This is a genomic window from Amycolatopsis panacis (genome assembly GCF_003600245.1).
In the GTDB taxonomy this organism is placed as follows: domain Bacteria; phylum Actinomycetota; class Actinomycetes; order Mycobacteriales; family Pseudonocardiaceae; genus Amycolatopsis; species Amycolatopsis sulphurea.
On the sequence record NZ_QZFV01000065.1, the window covers coordinates 82,758 to 101,021 of the forward strand.

Below are 18,264 nucleotides of genomic sequence, written 5' to 3' on the forward strand. Positions count from 1 at the left end.
TGGCCTGGTGAGTAAAGAGCTGGTTGCCGTCCTGCTGCTGGCCCTCGGCGGGTTCCTGATCGGCGGGGTCTACTCGACCTGGAAGACGGCCAAGGTGATCGCCGTGGTGCTCGGCGTCGCGGCGGCACTGTCCGTCGGCGGCGCGGTGGCCTGGCTCGCGGGCTGATCCCGGCCGGGCCGGTCCCAGCCGGGCCGTGGACCGCACCCGCCACCCGGGCTCGTTCGCGCAGCGGCCAGGACGCCGGACCGGGGATCACTTTCGTGACCGACGCACGCGGGGAGACACTGGCCGGCTTCCCGGCCCCGCATCGCCCTGCCCCGCCTCGGCCCTCGGACCTCGGCCGGTTCCCGGTGATCAGCTCCCGGTTTTCCCGTTCGTCCTCAGCCCTGACCGGTCCCCGGCCCCGTTCGCCTCAGACCTCGGCCGGTTCCCGGTCGCCGTCCTCCGGGGCGTCCAGTGCGCGGGTGAGGTTCTCGCCCTCCACGTCCACGTTCGGCAGGATCCGGTCCAGGCCGTGGGGCAGCCACCAGGCCACGTGGCCGAGCAGGGACATCACCGCGGGCACCACGGTCATCCGGATCACGAACGCGTCCACCAGCACCCCGAACGCGAGCGCGAACCCGATCGACTTGATCAGCGAGGACTCGGCCAGCACGAATCCGGCGAACACCGAGATCATGATCAGCGCCGCGGCCGCCACCACCCGAGCGCCGTGCCGGAACCCGGTGACCGTCGCCTCCCGCGGAGCCGCGCCGTGCACGTACTCCTCGCGCATCCGGGTCACCAGGAACACCTGGTAGTCCATCGCGAGTCCGAAGAGGACACCGATCAGCAGGATCGGCAGCATGCTCATGATCGGGCCGGTGGACTCGACGCCGAGCAGCCCGGCCAGCCAGCCCCACTGGAACACCGCGACCACCGCGCCGAACGTGGCGACCACCGAGCCGAGGAAACCCAGCGTCGCCTTCAGCGGCACCACCACCGAGCGGAACACCAGCATCAGCAGCAGGAACGCCAGCCCGACGATCAGCCCGAGGTAGGGCAGCATCGCGTCGGACAGCTTCTGCGACACGTCGATGTTGACCGCGGTCTGCCCGGTCACGGCGAGACTGCCGCCGGTGGTGTCGTGTACCTGTGCGGACAGCGCCCGGATCGCGGTCACCACGTTCTCGGTCTGCGTCGTGCCCGGCCCGCTCTTCGGGATCACGGTCCACAGCGCGGTGTCGCCGGAGGTGTTGACCCGCGGCGGTGTCACCGCGGCCACGTCCGGCAGTTTCACGATGTTCTCGGTGGCTTGCTTCAGCGTCGCCGGATCATGGTTCGGCCCGGTGTCGACGACCACCAGCAGCGGCCCGTTCGCCCCTTCGCCGAAGCTCGTGCTGACCAGCTCGTACGCCTTGTGCTGGGTGGAATCCGGGGGCGCCGTGCGGTCGTCGGGCAGGCCGAGCTGCATGCTCAGCGCGGGAATCGCGACCACGGCCAGCCCGGCGAGCGCGCTCAGCAGTACCGGCAGCCGGTGCCGGGCGACGAAACGTGCCCAGCGTTCCCCGTGAGAGAGTGCGGAACCCTTGCGGCGCAACCGGATCCGGCCGTTCGACACCCGGGCACCGGCGAACCCGAGTACCGCGGGCAACAGGGTCAGCGCGATCAGCACGGCGATCGCGACGGTCACCGCGGCGGCGACGCCCATCTGACCGAGGAACGGGATCCCGATCACGGTCAGCCCGGCCAGCGCGATGATCACGGTGAGCCCGGCGAACACCACGGCGGACCCGGCGGTGCCGGCGGCCCGCCCGGCGGCCTCCTCGGGCTCGCGGCCCTCCCGGAGTTCGTGCCGGTACCGCGAAACGATGAACAGCGCGTAATCGATGCCGACCGCGAGCCCGACCATCAACGCCAGGATCGGGGTGTTCGAGTTCAGCTCCATCGAGCCGGAGGCCAGCAGGATGCCCGACATGCCGATCCCGACGCCGATCAACGCGGTCAGCAGCGGGATCCCGGCGGCAAGCAGGGAGCCGAAGGTGATGATCAGCACCACCGCGGCCACCACGACGCCGAGTCCCTCGGTGGCCCCGGCGTCCGGGATGCCTTGCACCGCATCGCCGCCGAATTCGACCTGGTAGCCCTGGCTCTTCGCCTGGTCACCACTGGCGAGTAGCCCGGTTCGGTCACTCTCGGTCAGCTCGTAGCCCTTGATCTGGTAACTCACCTGGGCGAGCGCGACCCGGCCGTCGGGGGAGACCGATTTCGCCTGGAACGGGTCCGCGACCGCGGCCACTTTCGGCGCCTGCCTCAGCTTCGCCACCACGGACTCGACAGCCGCCTGGCCCGCCGGATCGGTGACGGTATGCCCGGCGGGGGCGGCGATCGCCACCCGCGCGGTCCCGCCCCCGGCCGCGGCCTGCGGGAACTTCTCGGCCAGCCGGTCGATCGCTTGCTGCGACTCGGTGCCCGGGATGGTCACCGAATTCGACATCTTGCCCGAGAGCGTCAGCGCGCCGACACCGAGCGCCACCAGCACGGCCGCCCACACGACCGAGACGAGGACGCGGCGCCGGAAAGACACCCTGCCGAGCCGGTAGAGAAAGGTCGCCACGAGTGGTTCTCCGTTTCGCCCGATGGGGGTATCCGTCACACGATTCAGGGGTAAGACGCTAGCCGTTCGGCAAGCTGCTGCCAAGCCGATCGGCTAGCTTGTGACTAGCCGCACGGCTAGTGTTTACTGGCCGATCGGCAAGTTGGCGCGGTTTGCCGGGGCGGGCGGGGGTGCCGTAGGCTCCGTCCGTTTTCCCAGGAGGAGGCTTGTGATGACCGCGGTTCGGGCCGAGGACACGCGTACCCGGCTGCTCGGCATGGCGCTGCAGCTGTTCGCCAAGCACGGGGTCGAAGGCACGTCGCTGCAGATGATCGCGGACGCGCTGGGCGTGACCAAGGCGGCGGTCTACTACCATTTCAAGACGAAGGCGGAGATCACCGAGGCGGTCGCCGAACCCGGGGTCCGCGAGCTGGACCTGCTGCTGGTGGCCGCGGCCCGGCACCGCAGGCGGGGCGCGCAGGTGGATCACCTGCTGGACGGGTTCGTGGAGCTGATCGTGCAGCACCGGGTGCTGGTCGCGCTGTTCTCCAGCGATCCCGGGCTCAACCGCGCGATCGCGAAATCGGCGCACGGGATGGACGGCCTCAAGGAGACCATGATCGGCCTGCTGGCCGGCCCGGACGCGGACGTCGCCGGCCGGGTGACCGCCCTCGTGACGCTCTGCGGGATCGCCATGGCCGGCGGTTCCCCGGATCTGGCCGGGGTGGACGACGAGACCCTCCGCCGCGAACTCGTCGACGTGGGCCGCCGCCTGCTCGGGCGGCCTCGGCGGTCACGGGGCTGACGCTGCGGCGCGGCAAGGCCACGAGGGCAGGGTCTCCTCGGGATGGGCCTTCGGTGTCGACGTGAGCTGCCGCCTGAGGGGTGCTCTCGGGCGACCGGGGGATGGAAGCCGCGGGCGGCCAGGGGCAGAGGGCGCCCGCCGACACCGAAGCCCTTTGGTGGAAGGCCAAATCGCGATCGTGCCCGCGACGCATCCGCTCGCGTCGCGCGAGCACCTCTCGTTGGCCGATGTCGCCGACGTGCCGGGCCTGCCGATCGCCCGCTGACCCCGGCGCGACGGGACCCATCCGGACAGCCCCGGGCCGGAGGCGCGCAACCAGTCGCAGCTCGCCCAGCTCGTCGCGCTCGGCCGGGCGCTGCTGCTCATCCCGGCCTCCGGCCGGGCGTGGCAGTGGCCTGAACACGCAGCGGTGCCGGTTTCCGACGCGCCGCTGATGACGACGGTGCTCGCCTGGCCGCCGTTCCGTGGTGGCCCCGCTGGTCCGCTCGGCGCGGCGCGACCGGGAAACGGCCTCAGATTCCGCCCTCGGCCATCGGGCGTAGCTTGCTCGCGCCGGGACCGAACCGGGCCAGCTCGTCGTCGGCGTTGTACAGGGTGCAGCCGCGCAGGGACAGGCAGCCACAGCCGATGCAGCCGGTCAACCGGTCCCGGAGGCGTTGCAGGGCATCGATCCGGGCGTCCAGCTCGGTCTGCCAATCGCGGGAGAGCCGGGCCCAGTCGGCTTTCGTGGGGGCGTGGTCGGCGGGCAGCGTCGCCAGCGCCTCGCTGATGTCCTCCAGCGACAGGCCGACCCGTTGCGCGGCACGGATGAACGCGATCCGGCGCAGCACCGAGCGCGCGTACCGGCGCTGGTTCCCGGTGGAACGCTCCGAGGTGATCAGGCCCTTCTCCTCGTAGAACCGCAATGCCGTGTGCGCCACCCCGCTGCGGTCCGCGACCTGCCCGATGCTCAGCTTCTCCGCCAACCTCGTCATTGGTCCAGGTTAGCGGTTGACCTACAGCTTGGTCGAGGTTGCATCGTCGGAGGATGAGCACTGCGAAACCGATGCCGGGTTACGCCGGGCTGCCCCGGCTGATTGCCCTGATGACCGGGGACGACAAGCATCACGCGGCCGCGGAGTCCACGGTGGACGTGCTGTGGGTCCTTTTCGACCGCGTACTGCGGGTGACCCCGGAGACCGTGCGCGATCCGGATCGCGACCGGTTCCTGTTGTCCAAGGGACATGGTCCGATGGCCTACTACGCGGTCCTGGCCGCCAAGGGTTTCCTCGACGAGGACGAACTCGCCGACTGGAGTTCCGTGCGTTCGCGGCTCGGGCACCACCCGGATCGCGCTCGCGTGCCCGCCGTCGAGATTTCCAGCGGATCTCTCGGCCACGGCCTGCCGATCGCTCTCGGCACCGCGCTCGGCCTGCGCGCGCAAGGCCGCGCCGCCCGCGTGGTGACCCTGGTCGGCGACGCGGAACTCGACGAAGGCTCGAACCACGAGGCGATCGTCGTCGCCGCACGCCTGGGCCTGGCCAACCTGACCACCGTGATCGTCGACAACCAGTCCTCCACCCACGGCTGGCCGGGCGGGATCGCGCGGCGGTTCGAGGTCGAAGGCTGGGCGGTGTGCACGGTTTCCGGGCGTGATCACGAGGCGCTGTACGACGCGTTCACCGCGGAACATCCGGGGCGGCCGCTCGCCGTGGTCGCCGCCGTCGAACCGAAGGGCGGGCACTGATGGCGAACATGCGGGAGACTTTCCTTGCCACCGCCGAAGAAATCCTGGACACCGACCCGGACGCAGTGGTCGTTCTCGCGGACATCTCCGCGGCTCAGCTCGCCGGGGCCGCGCGCCGGCATCCGCACCGGGTGCTCAATGTCGGGATCCGCGAACAGCTCCTGGTCAGCGCCGGCGCCGGGCTGGCGCTCGCCGGACTGCGGCCGATCGTGCACACCTTCTCGCCGTTCCTGGTGGAGCGGGCGTTCGAGCAGATCAAGCTCGACCTGAACCACCAGGACCTCGGCGCGGTGCTGGTGTCCTATGGCGCGTCCTACGACATGCCCGCCGAGGGCCGTACCCATCAGGCGCCGGGGGACGTCGCGCTGATCGATTCGCTGCCGAACTGGTTCGTGCACGTGCCCGGGCACCCCGAGGAGGCCCGCCGCCTGCTGCTCGATTCCGTGCCGGGCGACAGCCGCGTCTACCTCCGGCTTTCCGCCCAGCAGAACGCTTCCGCGTACTTCGGTGTCGGATTCCAGGCGGTGCGCCACGGTCGCCACGGCGTGGTGATCGCCGTCGGCCCGATGCTCGACCGCGTACTGCAAGCGACCAAACACCTCGACGTGACCGTGCTCTACACCTCGACCGTGCGCCCGTTCGACGCCGCCGGCCTGCGTGCCGCGGTATCCGGAACTCCGGACGTCGCCGTGGTGGAGCCGTACCTGCAGGGCACTTCGGCGCACCAGGTCTCCGCGGCGCTCGCGGATCTGCCGCACCGGTTGCTCAGCCTGGGCACCGTGCGCGACACCGAGGTCCGGATCTACGGCACGCTCGCCGACCACGATCTTGCGCACGGCCTGGACGCGGGCTCGATCGCGTTGACCCTCAAGGAGTTCTTCGGCTGAGCCGGGCTCAGCGGAAGGCCGGGATCCCGGTCACCGCCTGGCCGAGCGAAAGCGCGTGCATCTCCTCCGTGCCCTCGTAGGTCAGCACCGTTTCGAGATTCGCCATGTGCCGCATCACCGGGTATTCGAGCGAGATGCCGTTCGCGCCGAGCATCGACCGGGCGGTGCGGGCGACTTCGAGCGCGGAACGCACGTTCGCCATCTTCCCGAAACTGACCTGGTCACGGTGGAGCGTGCCGGCGTCCTTGAGCCGGCCGATCTGCAGCGCGACCAGCCCGGCCCGGTTGACCTCCACCACCAGGTCGGCGAGTTTGCGTTGAGTCAGCTGGAAACCGGCGAGCGGCTTGCCGAACTGCTCGCGGGCGAGCGTGTACTCCAGCGCCGCCTGGTAGCACGCCCGCGCCGCGCCGACCACGCCGAACAGGATGCCGTAGCGCGCTTCGTTCAGGCAGGACAACGGCCCGCGCAGGCCGCGAACCTCCGGGAACACCGCCGACTCCGGCAGCCGCACGCCGTCGAGCACCAGCTCCGCGGTCAGCGAGGCACGCAGGGAGAGCTTGTGCTTGACCTCGTTCGCGGTGAATCCGGGCGTCGCGGTGGGCACGACGAAACCGCGGATGCCCTCGTCGGTCTGCGCCCAGACCACGGCCACGTCCGAGACAGTGCCGTTGGTGATCCACATCTTCGTGCCGTTCAGCACCCAATCGGCGCCGTCGCGCACGGCACGGGTGCGCATGCTGCCCGGATCGCTGCCCGCGTCCGGTTCGGTCAGCCCGAAGCAGCCCAGCGCGTCTCCGGCGGCCATCCGCGGCAGCCATTCGGCGCGGTGTTCCTCGCTGCCCCAGCGGTGGATGGCGTACATCGCCAGCGAACCCTGTACGGACACGAAGCTGCGCAGACCGGAATCGACGGCCTCCAGTTCGCGGCAGGCGACGCCGTAGGCCACGGCGCTGGTGCCGGCGCAGCCGTAGCCCTCCAGGTGCATACCGAGCAGACCCAGCTCGCCGAAGCCTTTCGCCAGCTCCCGGGCCGGCAACGCGCCGGTTTCGTACCAGTCGGCGACCCGGTCGAGCAGCCGGTCCCGGGCGAAGCCGCGGACCGCGTCCCGGATCGCCCGCTCGTCGTCGCCGAGCCCGGCGTCGAGGTCGAGGAAGTCGTGCGGATCCGGGGTCGGGCTCATCGGTTCTCCTCCGGGAGGCGCGGCGGTGCGGCTTCCGAAGGAAAGCACAGTGCGGTCAGCGCGGACCGGCCGAACGGCGCGTGGGATTTCTCACGTGCCGCGCGTCAACCTGGGCGCGCGTCCGCTGCGGCGGGATGGTGAGTACGGTGAACTGCGGGAACGGCACGCTGTCGATGTCCTTGCGCCAGGCGTCGAACATCTGGCAGAGCAGGTCGGACTCGGACATCTCGTCCTCATTTCCGGGTCCGGGGGCACCGGCGGCACCCGAGGCGGGAGGAGTACCCGATCCGGCGACGGGTGAAACCCGGCCGGGCGAAAAACCGGCCGGCGCGGGGCGGGGACTACCCTTGACCCGTGTCTCGTGTGGTGATTCTCGACTACGGCTCCGGCAATCTCCGTTCCGCGGAACGCGCCCTCGCGCGCGCGGGCGCCGAGGTGACGGTGACCGCCGATCCGGAGGCCGCGCTGGCGGCGGACGGGCTGGTGGTGCCCGGGGTGGGCGCGTTCTCCGCGTGCATGGCCGGGCTGCGGGAGGTGCACGGGCCGCGCATCATCGGCAAGCGCCTCGCCGGCGGCCGTCCGGTGCTGGGCATCTGCGTGGGCATGCAGATCCTGTTCGAACGCGGGGTCGAGCACGGCGAGGAGACCGCGGGCACCGGCGAATGGCCGGGCACGGTCGAGCGGCTGCACGCGGACGTGCTCCCGCACATGGGCTGGAACACCGTGCGCCCGCCGGCGGATTCGCAGCTGTTCGCCGGAGTCGATCCGGACGAGCGGTTCTACTTCGTGCACTCCTACGCCGCGCGGCGCTGGGAGCTGGACTCCGGGCTGGCCGGGCAGCAGCCGAAGCTCACCTGGTCCGACCACGGCGGGGACTTCGTGGCCGCGGTGGAGAACGGGCCGCTGTGGGCCACCCAGTTCCACCCGGAGAAGTCCGGTGACGCGGGTGCCCGGCTGCTGCGCAACTGGCTGGCGACGCTCGCGTAGCCGGCCTGCGCGGTCCCCCGGACGGGGAGCCGGGTCCCGCCGAATAGGCTGTCCGCGTGACTTTCACGCTCCTTCCCGCCGTTGATGTGGCCGATGGCCAGGCCGTGCGACTCGTCCAGGGCGAGGCCGGCACCGAGACCTCCTATGGCAGCCCGCTGGAGGCGGCGCTGGCCTGGCAGCGCGACGGCGCGGAGTGGATCCATCTGGTGGACCTCGACGCGGCGTTCGGCAAGGGCAGCAACCGCGAGCTGCTCGCCGAGGTCGTCGGCCGGCTCGACGTGCAGGTGGAGCTGTCCGGCGGGATCCGCGACGACGCGTCGCTGGAGGCCGCGCTGGCCACCGGTGCCCGCCGGGTGAACCTGGGCACCGCCGCGCTGGAGGACCCGAAGTGGACCGCGAAGGCGGTGGCCGCCTACGGCGACCGGGTCGCGATCGGCCTGGACGTGCGGATCACCGAGGCGGGTCACCGGCTGTCCGCGCGCGGCTGGACCTCCGACGGCGGCGACCTGTGGGAGGTCCTCGACCGGCTCGACCGCGACGGCGCCAGCCGCTACGTGGTCACCGACGTGAGCAAGGACGGCACCCTGCGCGGCCCGAACCTCGATCTGCTGCGCGAGGTCACCGCCCGCACCGACGCCCCGGTGATCGCTTCCGGCGGAGTGTCCAGTGTGGACGATCTGCGCGCGCTGGCGGCGTTGTCCGGCGACGGTGTCGAGGGCTCGATCGTGGGCAAGGCGCTGTACGCGGGCGCGTTCACCCTGCCGGAGGCGCTGGCCGCGGTGCGCTGAGGCGGGTTCGGTCAGTCCGCCTCGTCCAGCACGATCGCGATGCCGATCGTGCGTTCCGGGCCGCCTCGCAGGCGGCTGAAGAACATTCCCACCCGCCCCACCAGGCCGTACTTGCGGGCGATGGCTTCGCGGACCCGGCCGGAATCGCTGTGGTCGAGCAGCCGGGCGGTGCCCGGCACCTCGGCGCCGTGCGTGCGACGGCCGCGGGTGTCGCAGGCCTGCACCCGGACCGCGCCGCTGTTGCGGATGCGCTTCACCTTGCCCGCGTTGCGCTCCGACCAGACCACCAGCTCGTTCCCCTCTCTGGCGGCCCACACCGCGGTGGGCACGGCGCGGCCGTCGCGACGGAACGTGATCAGCAGGACGTACTTCTCCGCGGCGAGGCGCTCCAGTTCCGGCGGCATGTCCCCACGGTAGCGGTCCCGTGGCCGGTCGGCCGCTGTCGTGCCGAGGGCTGTGAAGGGTCCCTTCACAGACCCGAAACCGGTCCGGCGCACGCCACGAGGTGGTCGCACACACCTCCGCATCGCCCACTGCCGGGTCCCCGACCAACTTTGCCGACACCCTGGACTCAAAGGCTGTGAAGGGACCCTTCACAGCCTCTGTCGCGACTTGGGCGTCCGGCCGATCAAGAACCGGCCATCCGGTGCCTGGGCTGCCGCAGCCGGACGGCTACGCTGAAGGCATGGCTGTGGCGGTACGGGTGATTCCCTGTCTCGACGTCGACGCGGGCCGGGTCGTGAAGGGGGTCAACTTCGCCGGGCTGCGCGATGCCGGCGATCCGGTCGAGCTGGCGCGCCGGTACGACGCCGAAGGCGCGGACGAGCTGACCTTCCTCGACGTCACCGCGTCGTCCGGGAATCGGGAGACCACCTTCGACGTGGTGCGCCGCACGGCCGAGCAGGTCTTCATCCCGCTCACCGTCGGCGGCGGCGTGCGATCGACGGACGACGTGAACCGGCTCCTGCGCACGGGCGCGGACAAGGTGAGCATCAACACCGCCGCGATCGCGCGCCCGGAGCTGCTGAAGGAGGCGTCCCGGCGGTTCGGCGCGCAGTGCATCGTGCTCTCCGTCGACGCTCGGCGCGTTTCCGAAGGTGGCGAGGTGACGGCGTCCGGCTTCGAGGTGACCACGCACGGCGGCCGTCGCGGCACGGGGATCGACGCGGTGGAATGGGCCGCGCGCGGCGAAGAACTCGGCGTGGGCGAGATCCTGCTGAACTCGATGGACGCCGACGGCACGAAGGCCGGGTTCGACCTGGAGCTGATCGCCTTGGTGCGCAAGGCCGTGCGGGTGCCGGTGATCGCCAGCGGCGGGGCCGGCGCGGTCACGCACTTCCCGCCCGCGGTCCGGGCCGGCGCGGACGCCGTGCTCGCCGCCAGCGTATTCCACTTCGGACAGGTGAAGATCGGTGACGTGAAAAGCTCGCTGCGGGCGGACGGGGTGGTCGTGCGATGACCGGGCTCGCCCCGGAACTCGCCGCTCGGCTCAAGCGCAATGCGGACGGGCTGATCGCCGCCGTCGTGGTCGAGCACTCGACGTCCGACGTGCTGATGATGGCGTGGATGAACGACGAAGCGCTGGCCGCCACCCTCGCCACGCGCCGCGGCACCTACTGGTCCCGCAGCCGGCAGGAGCTGTGGGTCAAGGGTGCGACCTCCGGCCACGTACAGCACGTCCGCGAGGTCCGCATCGACTGCGACGGCGACACCGTGCTGCTGCGCGTCGACCAGACAGGTCCCGCCTGTCACACCGGTGAGCGCACCTGTTTCGACAGCGCAGAGCGGCTGCTGCTGGCCGAGGAGGAGAACACGCGGTGACCGCGGTCGCGAACGCGCTCGTCGGGCTCGTTGCCTTGATCCACCTCTGCATCGTGGTCCTGGAAATGGCCCTGTGGACCACTCCACGGGTGCGCGCCACCTTCGGGACCACCGAGGAGTTCGCGCGGGAGAGCAAGCCGCTGGCGGCGAATCAGGGACTGTACAACGGTTTCCTGGCGCTCGCGCTGATCTGGGGCCTGATCGCGAGCGACCCGGCCGGGTTCCAGCTCAAGCTCTACGGCCTGGTGTGCGTCGTCATCGCCGGTCTCTACGGCGCCGCGACGGCGACCCGGAAGATCCTGTTCGTGCAGGTGCTGCCGGGTGCGCTGGCGCTGGTTTTCCTGCTGTTGGCGCGCTAGTCGATGGTGCCGGTGAGGTACCGCTGCACAGTCGGGCCGACCGCCGCGACCAGCGTTTCCACCTCCGCATTGGCCATCGGCTCGAAGGCGGCCACGTAGCGCACCAGGCCCATGCCGACGATCTGCGAGGCGCACAGGGTGGTGCGGAATGCCTCCCGGTCGACGCCGATCCCGCTGACCAGCTCCGCGAAAAAGCCGGAGAAGAACGAGTGCAGCACGGAATTCGCGACCTCGTGGTCGGTGAAGCTGCGGATCAGGGCCTGGAACTGGTCGCCGCCCGCGCCGTCCCAGCGGGTGAGAAAGGTGCGCACGATCCGGTAGCCCAGTTCGTCGTCCGGGCCCGCGCGCAGTTCCGTGACGAGTTCGTACGGGGAGAACGGCAGCTTGAGCACGGCCTGGGCGAACAAGCCTTCCTTGCCGCCGAACCAGTGGTTGACCATGGCCGCGTCGACCCCGGCGCGGGACGCGATCCCGCGCACCGTGGCGCGCTCGTAGCCGTTCTCCCCGAACACCGCGCGCGCGGCCGCGAGCAGGGCGGCGCGGGTGTCCTGCCCGGCCGGACGGCGGCCGCGGCGGCGGGCGGTAGGGTCCTCGGTGCTCATAGATCCATTGTGGCTGCGCTCCGGCCGTAATTCAACATCGGGTGAATTTGCGGGTCCCCGCCGGTCCGGCAGTGGGGCGGTGGCGGCACAATGAAGGCATGGTCAGCTCAGCAGCCACCCCGGCCGGGCCCGGCCCGGTCAGCCCGTCCCGCGCCGAATTCCGCGCGCTAGCCGAAGGCCGCCGCGTGATCCCCGTGGTGCGGCGGGTCCTCGCCGACGGCGAAACGCCGCTCGGGGTGTACCGCAAGCTCGCCGCGGACCGGCCGGGCACGTTCCTGTTCGAATCGGCGGAGAACGGGAAGTCGTGGTCGCGCTGGTCGTTCGTCGGCGTGCGCAGCCCGGCCGCGCTGACCGTCCGCGACGGGCGTGCGGTGTGGACCGGCACCCCGCCGGTCGGCCTGCCCTGCGAGGGTGACCCGCTGCAGGTGCTGCGCGCCACCGTCGAGGCGCTGCACAGCGAGCCGCTGCCCGGCCTGCCCCCGCTGACCGGCGGGATGGTCGGCTACATCGGCTACGACTCCGTGCGCTGGCTGGAAAAGCTGCCCGAGCTGGCCGAACGGGACCTGGACATTCCCGAGCTGACCATGCTGCTGGCCACCGATCTCGCGGCGTTCGACCACCACGAGGGCACCGTCACGCTGATCGCGAACGCGGTCAACTGGGACGACTCGCCGGAGCGGGTGGACGCCGCCTACGACGACGCACTCGCCCGGCTGTCGGCGATGACCGGGGAACTGGGCGTGCCCGCGCCACCGACGACGGCCACCTTCGACCGCCCGGTGCCGGAGTTCACCCGCCGTCGCAGCAAGCCGGAGTTCCACGCCGCCGTCGACAAGGCGGTGGAGGCGATCAAGGCCGGGGAAGCGTTCCAGGTGGTGCCCTCGCAACGGTTCGAGATCGAGACCGGTGCGGACGCGCTGGACGTCTACCGCGTGCTGCGCACCTCGAACCCCAGCCCGTACATGTACCTGTTGCGGCTGGAGGGGTTCGACATCGTCGGCTCCAGCCCGGAGGCGCTGGTCACGGTGCGCGACGGCCGGGCGACCACGCACCCGATCGCGGGCACCCGCTGGCGCGGCGCGGATCCGGAGGAGGACGCCCGGCTGGCGAAGGACCTTCTGGCCGACCAGAAGGAACGGGCCGAGCACCTGATGCTCGTCGACCTCGGCCGCAACGATCTGGGCAAGGTCTGCAAGCCGGGCACCGTGCGGGTGGTCGACTTCTTCCAGATCGAGCGCTACAGCCACGTGATGCACATCGTGTCCACAGTGACCGGTGAACTGGCCGAGGACCGCACCGCGTTCGACGCCGTCACCGCCTGTTTCCCGGCGGGCACGCTGTCCGGGGCGCCGAAGGTGCGGGCGATGGAGCTGATCGAGGAATTGGAACCGGTCCGCCGCGCGTTGTACGGCGGTGTGGTCGGCTACCTGGACTTCGCGGGCGACGCGGACACCGCCATCGCGATCCGCACCGCGTTGATGCGCGACGGCACCGCATACGTGCAAGCAGGCGGCGGCGTCGTGGCGGACTCGGTGGCGGACTACGAGGACACGGAGTCGCTGAACAAGGCCCGCACGGTGCTGTCCGCCGTGGCCGCCGCGGGCACCATGGTTCCCGCCGCCCAGCTGGACCCGGCCGAGGACGCGGCCGGTGTCTGAGCCGGAGGTGCCTGGGGGAGTGGGTGGCGACCGGGGTGCGGCTGGGGCCGGTGGCTCCGGCGGTCTGTCCGATCCTAGGGGTAGAGGGACTCCTGCCGAGCCGGCTGGTCCGGGCGAGGTCGCTGATCCGGGCGTCTCCGGCAGTCCCAGGGCTGCCGAGGTTGCCGAACTCGTCGGCTCCGGCGGCCTCGACAACCCTGCGAGTCCCGGCGATCTCGCCGAGTCCGCGGGTTCTTTCGACTCTGGCGATTCTGGTTCCGGCGGCTCCACCGGCCCAGCTGACCACGCCGGCCTTTGCAGGCCCACTGGCGCCGGGAGCCCTGTCGCCTCCGGCAGTTCTGGCGATGCCGCCGACCTGGCCGATTCCCCTGGCTCCGGCGATCTCGCCAAGCCCACGGGTTCTGTCGCCCCTGGCGGTTCTGGCGGCTTCACCGATCCGGCGGATCCCACCAGCCCCGGCAGCCCCGCTGGCGCCGGGAGCCCTGTCACCTCCAGCGGCTCCACCGACCCGGCTGACCCCGCCGGCCCGACTGGCTCCCCGAGCCCCGGCGGCTCCAGCGGTTCCGGCAACCCCACCACTCCGGCCGGTTCCACCGGCCCCGGCAACCTCACCGGCTCCACCAATCCCGCCGACCCCACCACCCCCGCGCCCCGTCCCGCCACCCCCAAGCGTCCACTATGGACAATCCTCCTCCCGCTCCTGCTCGGCGCCCTGGCCCTCTGGGGCTCCTCCCGGCTGGTCTGGTTCGCCGAATTCCGCGACGAAGGGGTGCGCGGGGTCGTTCGGTACACCGAAAACGGGGCGCAGCACGCCACCGCGCTGGTCCCGCTCGCCTTGCTCGCACTGGCCGGTGTGGCCGGCGTCCTGGCCACCGGGGGATGGCTGCGGCGGGTGCTCGGCGGGCTGCTTGCGCTGGCCGGGATCGCCGGGATCTGGACCGGGGCGGCGGGGGTGCGTTTCGGGTTCGCGGCGGGGCTGCCGGGTGGCCAGATCCTGCTCGCGCACGGGCTCGCCGTGCTCGGCGGCCTTCTGCTCGCGCTCGGCGGGCTGGCCGCGATCAAGTGGGCGGGCACCGCGAAACGGCTCGGGGCAAGGTATTCCGCGCCCGGGGCGCAACGGGCGCGCCGTGATCCGGACACCGAACTGTGGGAGGCGCTCTCCGGCGGCACCGATCCCACCGACCCCGCCGGGCAACCCGGAACGGGTCGGCGATCAAGCGGGGGTTAGCATCGTTTCGGCGGGAAGGGGAAGGTTTTTGTGAGCGACCTTGCGAGTGGACGAGCGAGTTCGGCAGCGGGTGGGGGCGCCCGGTGAGCGTGCTCGAGGACATCGTCGCCGGCGTGCGAGAGGATCTCGCGCAGCGGGAATCCGTGCTGCCCTTCGACGAAATGAAGGCGCGGGCGGCCAAGGCCGCACCCGCGCGGGACGTGATGGCCGCGCTGCGCGAGTCCGGGATCGGCGTGATCGCGGAGGTGAAGCGGCGCAGCCCGTCCAAGGGTGAGCTGGCCGCCATCCCCGACCCCGCGGCGCTGGCCGTGGACTACCAGGACGCCGGCGCCCGGGTGATCAGCGTGCTCACCGAGCAGCGCCGCTTCGGCGGCTCGCTGGCCGACCTCGACGCGGTCCGCGCCGCGGTGGACATCCCGGTGCTGCGCAAGGATTTCGTGGTCAGCCCGTACCAGGTGCACGAGGCCCGGCTGCACGGCGCGGACATGGTCCTGCTGATCGTCGCGGCGCTGGAGCAGAACGCACTCGCCGCCCTGCTCGACCGGGTCGAATCCCTCGGCATGACCGCGCTGGTGGAGATCCACAACGCGGAGGAGGCCGACCGCGCGCTGGAGGCCGGCGCCAAGGTGATCGGCGTGAACGCGCGCAACCTGCACACCCTCGAAGTGGACCGGGACGTGTTCTCCCGGCTCGCCCCCGGCCTGCCGATGGACGTGTTCAAGGTCGCCGAGTCCGGCGTGCGCGGCCCCGGCGACCTGATGTCCTACGCCGGGCACGGGGCGGACGCGGTCCTGGTCGGCGAGGGCCTGGTCGCCTCCGGGGACCCGAAGGGCGCCGTGGTCAAGCTGGTCACCGCCGGTTCGCACCCGGCCTGCCCGAGGCCGTCGCGATGAGCGGCGCGCACGACCCGGACGCACGCGGCTACTACGGCCCGTATGGCGGGCGGTTCATGCCGGAGGCGCTGATCGGCGTGGTCGACGAGGTCGCCGCCGAGTACGAGAAAGCGCGTCACGATCCGGAGTTCACCGGCGAGCTGCACCGGCTGCTCACCGAGTACGCGGGCCGTCCGTCGCTGCTGACCGAGGTGAAGCGGTTCGGCGCGCACGCCGGCGGAGCGCGGGTGTTCCTCAAGCGCGAGGACCTCAACCACACCGGCTCGCACAAGATCAACAATGTGCTCGGCCAGGCGTTGCTGACCAAGCGCATGGGCAAGAAGCGGGTGATCGCGGAGACCGGCGCCGGCCAGCACGGCGTGGCCACCGCCACCGCCTGCGCGCTGCTCGACCTGGACTGCGTCGTCTACATGGGCGAGGTGGACACCGAGCGGCAGGCGCTCAACGTGGCACGGATGAAGCTGCTCGGCGCCGAGGTGATCCCGGTCAAAACCGGTTCACGCACGCTGAAGGACGCGATCAACGAGACGCTGCGCGACTGGGTCACCAACGCCGACACCACGCACTACGTCTTCGGCACCGCGGCCGGGCCGTACCCGTTCCCGATGATGGTGCGCAATTTCCACCACGTCATCGGCCAGGAGGCCCGCGAACAGATCCTGGCGCAGGCGGGCAGGCTGCCGGACGTCGTCGCCGCATGCGTCGGCGGCGGGTCCAACGCGATCGGCATCTTCTCCGGCTTCTACGACGACCCGGGCGTGCGGCTGGTCGGCTTCGAGCCGGGCGGTGAGGGCATCGAGGGCACCCGGCACGGCGCGACGCTCACCAAGGGCACTCCGGGCAACCTGCACGGCGCGATGTCGTACCTGCTGCAGGACGAGGACGGCCAGACCGTGGAGTCGCACTCCATCTCGGCCGGGCTGGACTACCCGGGCGTCGGCCCGGAGCATTCCTGGCTCAAGGACACCGGCCGTGCCGAGTACCGGCCGATCACCGACGCGCAGGCGATGGACGCGCTCCGGCTGCTCTCGCGCACGGAGGGCATCATCCCGGCGATCGAGTCCTCGCACGCGCTGGCCGGTGCCGTGCAGCTGGGCCAGGAGCTGGGGCCGGAGGGGCTGATCGTGGTCAATCTGTCCGGCCGGGGCGACAAGGACATGGACACCGCGGCGAAGTGGTTCGGACTCGTGGACGGGGAGGGCAAGTGAGCGGCCTCGACGAGCTGTTCGCGGCGACGCGGGCGCAGCGCCGGGCCGCGCTCGTCGGCTACCTGCCCGCCGGCTTCCCGACCGTGGCGGCGTCGAAGGACCTGCTGGCGGCCACTCTGGACGGCGGCGCGGACCTGGTCGAGGTCGGCGTGCCGTATTCCGATCCGGTGATGGACGGCCCGACCATCCAGGCCGCCGCGGAGGCGGCGCTGGCGAGCGGGTTCCGGCTGAAGCAGCTGTTCGAGGTGGTCGAATCGGTGGCCGCGCGGGGTGGCCGGGCCGTGGTGATGACCTACTGGAACCCGGTGCACCGCTACGGCGTGGACGCGTTCGCCCGCGACCTCGCGGCGGCGGGCGGCCTGGGCATGATCACCCCGGACCTGATCCCGGACGAGGCCGCCGAGTGGACGGCCGCTTCGCAGGCACACGGGCTCGACCGGATCTTCCTGGTCGCCCCGTCCTCCTCGGAGGAGCGGCTGGTGAAGACCACGGCCGCGTGCTCGGGCTTCGTCTACGCCACCGCGGTCATGGGCGTCACCGGCGCCCGCGACACGGTCGGCGCGTACGCGGAAGAGCTGGTCCGCCGGACTCGCGCGCACACAGACCTGCCGATCGGCGTCGGCCTCGGCGTCCGCTCGCGCGCGCAAGCCGCCGAGGTGGCCGGCTTCGCGGATGCGGTGATCGTGGGATCCGCCCTGGTCACGGCCGCCACGGAAGGGGCGGACAGCGTCCGCGGCCTGGCCGCCGAACTGGCGACCGGCGTGCGTGAGGCGGTCACTCCGGCCTGATCTTCCGGCTGCTCCGGTCCCAGCTGTGGCAACTGTCGGTAATCGTCTGTACACTCTCAGTATGCAGATGAACCGAGGGGGAAGCGGCCGATCATGGCAGACTGGGGACGACGGGATGAAAGACGCGCCGCGAGCGGAGGTGCGGCAGGATGGCAGCGCCTGTGGGTGAATTGCGGGTGGAGACGCCGCCCGGAGGTTGGACCGTCGACGCGCTTCTCGCGCTGCCCCCGGGCCGGCTTGCGGGTGGTGTGGTCGAACTCGTGGACGGGCTCGTTCTCGTGAGCCCGTTGGCCAGGCTTGAGCATCAGCGGCTGGTCGGGCGATTGTGGGGGCGGTTGACCAGCGGGGCCGGGGCGGGCCTTGAGGTGCTGCCCGGGGTGAATCTCGTGCTGGGGAACCGGAACAACCGGCTGCTGATCCCTGACCTGGTGGTCAGTTCTGCGCCGGGCCTGGAGGGTGTCAGCCTCACCGAGAAGGAGGTCGTGCTGGTCGTAGAGATCGAGTCGCCGTCCACCCGGGTGCACGATCGGATTCTCAAGAAGGCGCTCTACGCCGAGGCACTCATCTCGTATTACCTGCTGATCGATCCGGAGCAGGAGTCGGCCACGCTGTTCGCGCTCGCCGACGGTGAGTACGCGCCGCACACGAAGAGTGAGGGTGGCGTGCTTTCGCTGACCGAACCGTTCACGGCGGAGGTGGATCTGCGCGGCTGAAGGGGGGCGCCGGTGGGGCCGTTTTCGGGCAGGCCGCGGGCTCAA

21 protein-coding genes are annotated in these 18,264 nt (G+C 71.4%); 15 read left to right on the forward strand and 6 right to left on the reverse strand.

The window, feature by feature from the left end; genetic code table 11:
• Positions 1-7: 7 nt before the first annotated feature.
• Positions 8-166 carry a hypothetical protein gene (locus D5S19_RS32365; RefSeq protein WP_170069654.1) on the forward strand — a complete coding sequence of 53 codons (159 nt, stop codon included), beginning with the start codon at positions 8-10 and terminating at the stop codon, positions 164-166.
• Between the two features lie 247 nt (positions 167-413).
• On the opposite strand, the gene D5S19_RS07405 is transcribed toward D5S19_RS32365, so the two are convergent.
• Entirely contained in the window at positions 414-2,597 is a 2,184-nt protein-coding gene (locus D5S19_RS07405; protein ID WP_120022574.1) for an MMPL family transporter, read from the reverse strand.
• A gap of 211 nt (positions 2,598-2,808) precedes the next feature.
• On the opposite strand from D5S19_RS07405, the gene D5S19_RS07410 reads away from it, so the two are divergent.
• Entirely contained in the window at positions 2,809-3,381 is a 573-nt protein-coding gene (locus D5S19_RS07410) for a TetR/AcrR family transcriptional regulator (protein WP_120022575.1), read from the forward strand.
• Between the two features lie 512 nt (positions 3,382-3,893).
• On the opposite strand, the gene soxR is transcribed toward D5S19_RS07410, so the two are convergent.
• A complete protein-coding gene (soxR, locus tag D5S19_RS07420; protein WP_120022576.1) occupies positions 3,894-4,355 on the reverse strand; it encodes a redox-sensitive transcriptional activator SoxR in 462 nt (153 codons plus the stop codon).
• Between the two features lie 53 nt (positions 4,356-4,408).
• On the opposite strand from soxR, the gene D5S19_RS07425 reads away from it, so the two are divergent.
• Positions 4,409-5,107 carry a thiamine pyrophosphate-dependent enzyme gene (locus tag D5S19_RS07425; protein ID WP_199730387.1) on the forward strand — a complete coding sequence of 233 codons (699 nt, stop codon included), beginning with the start codon at positions 4,409-4,411 and terminating at the stop codon, positions 5,105-5,107.
• The gene (locus tag D5S19_RS07430; RefSeq protein ID WP_120022578.1) at positions 5,107-5,994 is read left to right on the forward strand and encodes a transketolase family protein; all 888 of its coding nucleotides are present in this window, start codon (positions 5,107-5,109) and stop codon (positions 5,992-5,994) included. Before D5S19_RS07425 ends, D5S19_RS07430 begins: the two co-directional genes overlap by 1 nt.
• Before the next feature lie 7 nt (positions 5,995-6,001).
• Here the strand turns inward: D5S19_RS07430 and D5S19_RS07435 are convergent, their stop codons facing one another.
• Complete coding sequence (locus tag D5S19_RS07435) at positions 6,002-7,174, reverse strand: acyl-CoA dehydrogenase family protein (RefSeq protein ID WP_120022579.1); 1,173 nt, start codon at positions 7,172-7,174, stop codon at positions 6,002-6,004.
• Positions 7,175-7,229: 55 nt separating this feature from the next.
• Positions 7,230-7,400, reverse strand: coding sequence for a hypothetical protein (locus D5S19_RS32370; RefSeq protein WP_199730388.1), 171 nt, complete (start codon positions 7,398-7,400; stop codon positions 7,230-7,232).
• Between the two features lie 137 nt (positions 7,401-7,537).
• On the opposite strand from D5S19_RS32370, the gene hisH reads away from it, so the two are divergent.
• Together hisH and priA are read left to right on the forward strand one after the other, a co-directional pair.
• Positions 7,538-8,161, forward strand: coding sequence for an imidazole glycerol phosphate synthase subunit HisH (hisH, locus tag D5S19_RS07440; RefSeq protein WP_120022580.1), 624 nt, complete (start codon positions 7,538-7,540; stop codon positions 8,159-8,161).
• 56 nt (positions 8,162-8,217) lie between these two features.
• Positions 8,218-8,949, forward strand: coding sequence for a bifunctional 1-(5-phosphoribosyl)-5-((5-phosphoribosylamino)methylideneamino)imidazole-4-carboxamide isomerase/phosphoribosylanthranilate isomerase PriA (gene priA, locus D5S19_RS07445; protein WP_098510553.1), 732 nt, complete (start codon positions 8,218-8,220; stop codon positions 8,947-8,949).
• 11 nt (positions 8,950-8,960) lie between these two features.
• Here priA and D5S19_RS07450 read toward each other — a convergent pair whose 3' ends face one another.
• Positions 8,961-9,353, reverse strand: coding sequence for a PPOX class F420-dependent oxidoreductase (locus tag D5S19_RS07450; protein ID WP_120022719.1), 393 nt, complete (start codon positions 9,351-9,353; stop codon positions 8,961-8,963).
• 281 nt (positions 9,354-9,634) lie between these two features.
• Here D5S19_RS07450 and hisF point away from each other — a divergent pair, with 281 nt between their 5' ends.
• The 3 genes from hisF to D5S19_RS07465 are packed head-to-tail and all read left to right on the forward strand — an operon-like array spanning position 9,635 to position 11,129.
• Positions 9,635-10,408 carry an imidazole glycerol phosphate synthase subunit HisF gene (gene hisF, locus D5S19_RS07455; protein WP_120022720.1) on the forward strand — a complete coding sequence of 258 codons (774 nt, stop codon included), beginning with the start codon at positions 9,635-9,637 and terminating at the stop codon, positions 10,406-10,408.
• Complete coding sequence (hisI, locus tag D5S19_RS07460; RefSeq protein WP_120022581.1) at positions 10,405-10,770, forward strand: phosphoribosyl-AMP cyclohydrolase; 366 nt, start codon at positions 10,405-10,407, stop codon at positions 10,768-10,770. The genes hisF and hisI overlap by 4 nt, the downstream gene beginning before the upstream one ends.
• Positions 10,767-11,129, forward strand: coding sequence for a DUF1304 domain-containing protein (locus D5S19_RS07465; protein ID WP_120022582.1), 363 nt, complete (start codon positions 10,767-10,769; stop codon positions 11,127-11,129). The genes hisI and D5S19_RS07465 overlap by 4 nt, the downstream gene beginning before the upstream one ends.
• On the opposite strand, the gene D5S19_RS07470 is transcribed toward D5S19_RS07465, so the two are convergent.
• Positions 11,126-11,731, reverse strand: coding sequence for a TetR/AcrR family transcriptional regulator (locus D5S19_RS07470; protein ID WP_120022583.1), 606 nt, complete (start codon positions 11,729-11,731; stop codon positions 11,126-11,128). The two genes, D5S19_RS07465 and D5S19_RS07470, sit on opposite strands and share 4 nt — an antisense overlap.
• Before the next feature lie 98 nt (positions 11,732-11,829).
• Here D5S19_RS07470 and D5S19_RS07475 point away from each other — a divergent pair, with 98 nt between their 5' ends.
• The 6 genes from D5S19_RS07475 to D5S19_RS07500 all read left to right on the forward strand — a co-directional run bounded on the left by D5S19_RS07475 (position 11,830) and on the right by D5S19_RS07500 (position 18,219).
• Positions 11,830-13,389: an anthranilate synthase component I gene (locus tag D5S19_RS07475; protein WP_120022584.1), complete on the forward strand. Its 1,560-nt coding sequence runs from the start codon at positions 11,830-11,832 to the stop codon at positions 13,387-13,389.
• Between the two features lie 685 nt (positions 13,390-14,074).
• On the forward strand, positions 14,075-14,617 hold the full coding sequence (locus tag D5S19_RS07480; RefSeq protein ID WP_120022721.1) for a Trp biosynthesis-associated membrane protein: 543 nt from the start codon (positions 14,075-14,077) through the stop codon (positions 14,615-14,617).
• Positions 14,618-14,700: 83 nt separating this feature from the next.
• The gene (gene trpC / locus D5S19_RS07485) at positions 14,701-15,510 is read left to right on the forward strand and encodes an indole-3-glycerol phosphate synthase TrpC (RefSeq protein ID WP_120022585.1); all 810 of its coding nucleotides are present in this window, start codon (positions 14,701-14,703) and stop codon (positions 15,508-15,510) included.
• A complete protein-coding gene (gene trpB / locus D5S19_RS07490; protein WP_120022586.1) occupies positions 15,507-16,718 on the forward strand; it encodes a tryptophan synthase subunit beta in 1,212 nt (403 codons plus the stop codon). Before trpC ends, trpB begins: the two co-directional genes overlap by 4 nt.
• Positions 16,715-17,506 carry a tryptophan synthase subunit alpha gene (gene trpA / locus D5S19_RS07495; RefSeq protein WP_120022587.1) on the forward strand — a complete coding sequence of 264 codons (792 nt, stop codon included), beginning with the start codon at positions 16,715-16,717 and terminating at the stop codon, positions 17,504-17,506. The genes trpB and trpA overlap by 4 nt, the downstream gene beginning before the upstream one ends.
• Before the next feature lie 149 nt (positions 17,507-17,655).
• Complete coding sequence (locus D5S19_RS07500) at positions 17,656-18,219, forward strand: Uma2 family endonuclease (protein WP_120022588.1); 564 nt, start codon at positions 17,656-17,658, stop codon at positions 18,217-18,219.
• Positions 18,220-18,264 lie beyond the last annotated feature (45 nt).

What these genes read in the sequence shown, in the direction of transcription:
- hisI (WP_120022581.1), top strand. Translation starts at nt 10,405, where the DNA reads ATGACCGGGCTCGCCCCGGAACTCGCCGCTCGGCTCAAGCGCAATGCG.
- D5S19_RS07450 (WP_120022719.1), bottom strand. Translation starts at nt 9,353, where the DNA reads ATGCCGCCGGAACTGGAGCGCCTCGCCGCGGAGAAGTACGTCCTGCTG.
- D5S19_RS32370 (WP_199730388.1), bottom strand. Translation starts at nt 7,400, where the DNA reads ATGTCCGAGTCCGACCTGCTCTGCCAGATGTTCGACGCCTGGCGCAAG.
- D5S19_RS07500 (WP_120022588.1), top strand. Translation starts at nt 17,656, where the DNA reads ATGGCAGCGCCTGTGGGTGAATTGCGGGTGGAGACGCCGCCCGGAGGT.
- D5S19_RS07435 (WP_120022579.1), bottom strand. Translation starts at nt 7,174, where the DNA reads ATGAGCCCGACCCCGGATCCGCACGACTTCCTCGACCTCGACGCCGGG.
- D5S19_RS07410 (WP_120022575.1), top strand. Translation starts at nt 2,809, where the DNA reads ATGACCGCGGTTCGGGCCGAGGACACGCGTACCCGGCTGCTCGGCATG.
- trpB (WP_120022586.1), top strand. Translation starts at nt 15,507, where the DNA reads ATGAGCGGCGCGCACGACCCGGACGCACGCGGCTACTACGGCCCGTAT.
- D5S19_RS07430 (WP_120022578.1), top strand. Translation starts at nt 5,107, where the DNA reads ATGGCGAACATGCGGGAGACTTTCCTTGCCACCGCCGAAGAAATCCTG.
- D5S19_RS07475 (WP_120022584.1), top strand. Translation starts at nt 11,830, where the DNA reads ATGGTCAGCTCAGCAGCCACCCCGGCCGGGCCCGGCCCGGTCAGCCCG.
- soxR (WP_120022576.1), bottom strand. Translation starts at nt 4,355, where the DNA reads ATGACGAGGTTGGCGGAGAAGCTGAGCATCGGGCAGGTCGCGGACCGC.
- D5S19_RS07425 (WP_199730387.1), top strand. Translation starts at nt 4,409, where the DNA reads ATGAGCACTGCGAAACCGATGCCGGGTTACGCCGGGCTGCCCCGGCTG.
- hisF (WP_120022720.1), top strand. Translation starts at nt 9,635, where the DNA reads ATGGCTGTGGCGGTACGGGTGATTCCCTGTCTCGACGTCGACGCGGGC.
- D5S19_RS07470 (WP_120022583.1), bottom strand. Translation starts at nt 11,731, where the DNA reads ATGAGCACCGAGGACCCTACCGCCCGCCGCCGCGGCCGCCGTCCGGCC.